This is a genomic window from Mesorhizobium sp. M0598 (genome assembly GCF_040320865.1).
Classification (GTDB): domain Bacteria; phylum Pseudomonadota; class Alphaproteobacteria; order Rhizobiales; family Rhizobiaceae; genus Mesorhizobium.
In genome coordinates this window covers 1-4714 of record NZ_JAMYQL010000081.1, presented here as the reverse complement: position 1 = coordinate 4714, position 4714 = coordinate 1, and the positions used below count along the sequence as shown (strand labels likewise).

2 protein-coding genes are annotated in these 4714 nt (G+C 62.5%); one reads left to right on the top strand and one right to left on the bottom strand.

The features are described 5' to 3' along the window. Positions 1 to 152: 152 nt before the first annotated feature. Positions 153 to 3014, bottom strand: coding sequence for an ATP-binding protein (locus tag NKI59_RS34595; protein ID WP_352709015.1), 2862 nt, complete (start codon positions 3012 to 3014; stop codon positions 153 to 155). A gap of 207 nt (positions 3015 to 3221) precedes the next feature. Here NKI59_RS34595 and NKI59_RS34590 point away from each other — a divergent pair, with 207 nt between their 5' ends. Beyond that, on the top strand, positions 3222 to 4541 hold the full coding sequence (locus NKI59_RS34590) for an epoxide hydrolase family protein (protein ID WP_502901155.1): 1320 nt from the start codon (positions 3222 to 3224) through the stop codon (positions 4539 to 4541). Positions 4542 to 4714 lie beyond the last annotated feature (173 nt).

Here is a 4714-nt window from a genome sequence, read left to right as displayed (position 1 = left end):
AACCGAAATCTCCACCCCGCGGGTTCCTTCCCTGGAGGCTTCCGGACGCCGGCCTCGAGCCACGCCATCTCAGTAGACGGCCGGCATCCGAAACCCATCACAATAGCTGCCGTCGGACCGTCTGCAAAAGTGTAAACGCGTATCGGCGGTAGCTAGCTCAGCGTCGCCAACAGGCGCGCGGCAGCCTTCAAATCTTCCGTACTCGTGCCTTCTACGAAATGCTCCGCAACCGATTGCAAGAGCTCGCAAGCGCTGCCGACTTCTCCTCGCCCGGCCATCAGCGTCGCCATATCAATTGCGGTTCGCAGCTCCCATGCCCGCGCGCCCTGACTCCGGCTCAACTCCAAAGCCTGCATTAGGTATGCGCCGACCTCGTCGCGATTGCGTTCCGACAGTTGTTGGAAAAGAAGGCCTCCCTTCATCCGCAGCAACTCCGGAAGGTACAATTGGTCACCGTTCTTTTCGACTTGACCAAGTGAATCGTCGATCAGCACCATTGCTTCATCGACCTGACCGATCGCGGACAACCCCCTGACCAGCGAGAGGTTGAGTGCAGTTGTGAGCAATTCGTAAGGCGCCGCGTGGAGCTTCTGGAGAGAAGTTCGCAGTCCCTCGACACCACCTTGCGCGTCGCCTTGACCGATCGCGACGTCGCTTTTGAATCCTCGACCAACCAGCAGGTAGGGAGCCATGGAATGGGATTCGGCGCGGGAAATGAGCATGTCTATGTATGCCTCAGCACTCTCCAGTTCGCCGGCCCACAGGAATACCGATATTCCCCAGATCAAGGCTATCGCCAGCGTCAGCGAATGATCCATGGCGGCAGCCTCATCGATGGCCTGCCGGGCGCGTTGCATGGCTTGATTCGGGTGGCCTTGCAGCCAAAGGTTCCTCGCCAGGATAGCCTTGGCCAGGATTTTGCCCTCGAAACCGAGATAGACCGTTGTGGTTCGCTGAGAGCTTGGCCCACGATCCAGCGCTGCCTCAAGCTCCGCGCGGGCTTCGGCCAGGTCACCACGAAGGTGAAGCGATATCCCCAGAATGGTATGCGCCAACGCAATCGCGACCGGATCCTCCAGGGTCGCGGCTATGGCTGAACAGCGTTTTGCAAACTGGAGGGCGGTCACGAAATTGCCTGTCCGCAGGTGGAACATGTTGAGCGGACCCAGCAGGCGCACTTCATCCAACGTATCACCGCGTTCTTCGGCAATCGCCAGGCTTTTCTCCAGGGCGACGCGCGCCGCATCACGCCCTCCCCGCATGAACATCAGGGACACACCCAAGGCTGCCTGGAGATGCATCTCGTCAAGTCCGCCAAGAGCGGCATCGTCGAGAGCAAATATCGCGCGTTCTGACCAGCGATGACACTCCGGCAACAAGGACATCGCCAGGAAAACAGGCGCGGCAGCAGTGGCAAGTCCGATGCCGATATCGGCGTTTCCGCCCTCGCCGAAGCACCATTCGAGAGCGGCCCGCACATTGTTGATGGCGGCGAAGTGAGGAGCCCGCTCCTCGCCGGTCGCCAGACGTGGCCACTCGATACCTGTTTGCTCAAGCCATCTTCGATAGTAGGCGGCGTGGCGCACCGCCAGATCGGCGGCCTCGGCGTCATCTATGCTGATATCGAGGACGTAGGCGCGCGTGGTATCCAGGAGCCGATAGCGCATCATCGCTCCGAGCGGGCGCGTCGCTATGATCGACTTGGCAACAAGACTATCCATGGCATTAAGAACGGTCGATCTGTCGAGGGCAGCGCTTGTGACGACTTCCAAGACCGCATCGAGCGTGAAATGACCAAGGAATACAGCGAGCCTGCGAAGCACTGCGCGCTCCAGATCGGTAAGTAGCCCAAAGCTCCAATCCAGCGTGGCCTGCAGGGTCTTTTGACGCGGTGGCGCGGTCCGCGATCCCAGCCACAGCAAAGTCAGACGTTGATCGAGAAGCGCGGCGGTTTGTTGCAATCCATAAGACTCGACCCGCCGGGCCGCCAACTCGATTGCGAGCGCCACACCGTCAAGCTTTCGACAGATGCTTGCGACGATCAGGGCTTCCGCATCGCTGACATCCAAGCGCGCGCCACTTGCCACCGCGCGCTCCACGAACAGTTGAATGGCCGGGAACGTCTGGACAACCGCCGCCGTAAGCCTTGGGTCGTCCGGCGGACAGGCAAGGGCATCCAATCGGTAGATATGCTCGCCTTCGACCCGAAGCGCTTCGCGACTTGTTGCCAGAATATGGACCTGCGACGCCGCGTCGATGATGCTTGCGGCCAGAGGCGCCACCGCATCGACGAGATGCTCGCAGGTGTCGAGGATCAAAAGCATCCGCTTGTTGCGCAGATAGGCGATCAGATTGGGCGTCGCGTCACTCGATTGAACCGACAGCCCAAGCATGGAGGCGACGGCTGTCGTTACCAGGTCGGGATCGCCGAGCATTCCCAGGTCGACGAACAGCACAGCGCCCGCGAAGGCGTCAATGAGGTGATGTCCGACCGCGATCGCGACGGTGGTTTTGCCGACGCCGCCCGCGCCAACGATTGTGACGAAGCGCGACGCATTCAGTCGAGCCGACAGCTGGAGAACGTCGTCGTCCCGGCCAACCATTCGGCCCAAGCGGCTCGGAAGATTCGCGTGCGGAAAACTGGCGGCAGCTGCAGGCTCTTCATCGCGCGGACCGCCGATCTGCGAGACGGGCGCGATGAAGCAATAACCCCGCCCTGGTAGAGTCGCGATGTATCGTGCGCCGTCCTTTCCGTCACCCAGCGCCTTGCGGAGCCTGGTCATGTGAAACCGCAGGCTGCCTTCCTCGACTACGACATCGGGCCAAACCCGCGACATCAGATCCTTTTTGCCGACGATTTCATTCGGCCTGGAGATCAGGGCAATGAGAATGTCCAGTGCACGCGAGCCCAGCGCCAAGGGAGCGCCGTCTTTTGTGACGAGCCTTTCGCTCGCAACCAGATGGAAAGGACCGAACGACAGTCCGTCCTTGGCCTGACCTGCCACTATCGTCATGGCGCTTCTCTCGGAGCCGCCCGCCACCAAGCCGATAGTCTAAGTCAAGTACAACACCTGCACCATAGGCGAACGGTGGTAGGACCCCGCTGCCCGGAGCCACCAGCGCTGACAGCGACTAACAGGGGGCTCACAACACATAACGGGCGATTCTCGTCCTGCGGGCGTAAGTTTTCGGCAGCACCGAGCACCCCCCAGGAGAGACCCATGAATACGACCAAGACTCCCGAAGTAATCGATCAGGACCGCCGCCTGGTTTTGAGCACGGCCGCAATGGGCATAGCCGCCGTAGGTACTGCCAGCCTGCTCCCATCGGTCGCCGCTGCCGCGGGCGATGCGATCCGGCCCTTCAAGGTCAGCTTTCCTCAGGAGGAAATCGACGAGCTTAGCCGACGCGTCGCCGCGACCCGCTGGCCGGACCAGGAGAATGTGGCCGACGACACCCAGGGCGTGCAGCTCGCCACAATGCAGAAGCTCGCGAAGTACTGGGCGACGGATTACGACTGGCGCAAGATGGAGACCCGGCTCCATGCCCTGCCGCAGTTCATCACCGAGATCGACGGGCTGGACATCCACTTCATCCATGTCCGCTCCAGGCATGAGAATGCCTTGCCGATCATCGTCACGCATGGCTGGCCTGGCTCGATCATAGAGCAGCTGAAGGTCATCGAGCCACTCACCAATCCAACTGCATACGGCGGGACCGAGGCGGATGCGTTCCACGTGGTGATCCCGTCCTTGCCGGGCTATGGGTTCTCCGGCAAGCCGACGGCACCTGGCTGGATCCCTGCCCGCATCGCCAAGGCGTGGGCTACGCTGATGCAGCGTCTCGGCTACACGAAATACGTCGCACAGGGCGGCGACTGGGGCAACGCCGTGTCGGAGACGATGGCGCTGCAAGAGCCTCCGGGCTTGCTTGGCATCCACACCAACATGGCTGCCACCGTGCCCGCCGACATCTCGAAGGCGCTTGCCGCCGGCGGCCCGGCGCCCGCCGGCCTCTCGCCCGACGAGAAGCGGGCCTACGACCAGCTCGACGACTTCTATAAGAACGGGCTGGGCTACGCGATCGAGATGAACAATCGCCCGCAGACGCTCTACGGCATCGTCGACTCGCCGGTCGGTCTCGCAGCCTGGATGCTCGACCACGACATCCGCAGCTACGAGCTGATCGCACGCGTCTTCGACGGGCAGGCGGAAGGGCTGACGAAGGACGATATTCTGGACAATGTCACGATGTACTGGCTGACCAACACGGCGATCTCCTCGGCGCGTCTTTACTGGGACAACGCGCACCACCCGACGGGAGGCTTCTTCGACCCCAGGGGCATCAAGATACCGGTCGCTGTGAGCGCCTTCCCGGACGAGATCTACCAGGCGCCGCAGAGCTGGGCTGAAAAGGCCTATCCGAAGCTCATCCACTACAACCGGCTCCCTAAGGGCGGGCACTTCGCGGCCTGGGAGCAGCCAGCAATCTTCTCCGCCGAGCTCCGAGCCGCGTTCCGGCCGTTACGCCAGGAAATCTGAAGCGAACGGGGCGGCTTGCCGCCCCGTTATCCTCCCGAGGCGCGGGGGGGGGGGGGGGGGGCGGGGGCCGCCCGGGGGGAGCCCACGGCAGCGCCGCGGGGGGGGGGGGGAGAGAAAGCCAGAACGCGACGAGAGAGCGGGAGGGGTGGGGGGGGGGGGCGGGGCTGAAATAA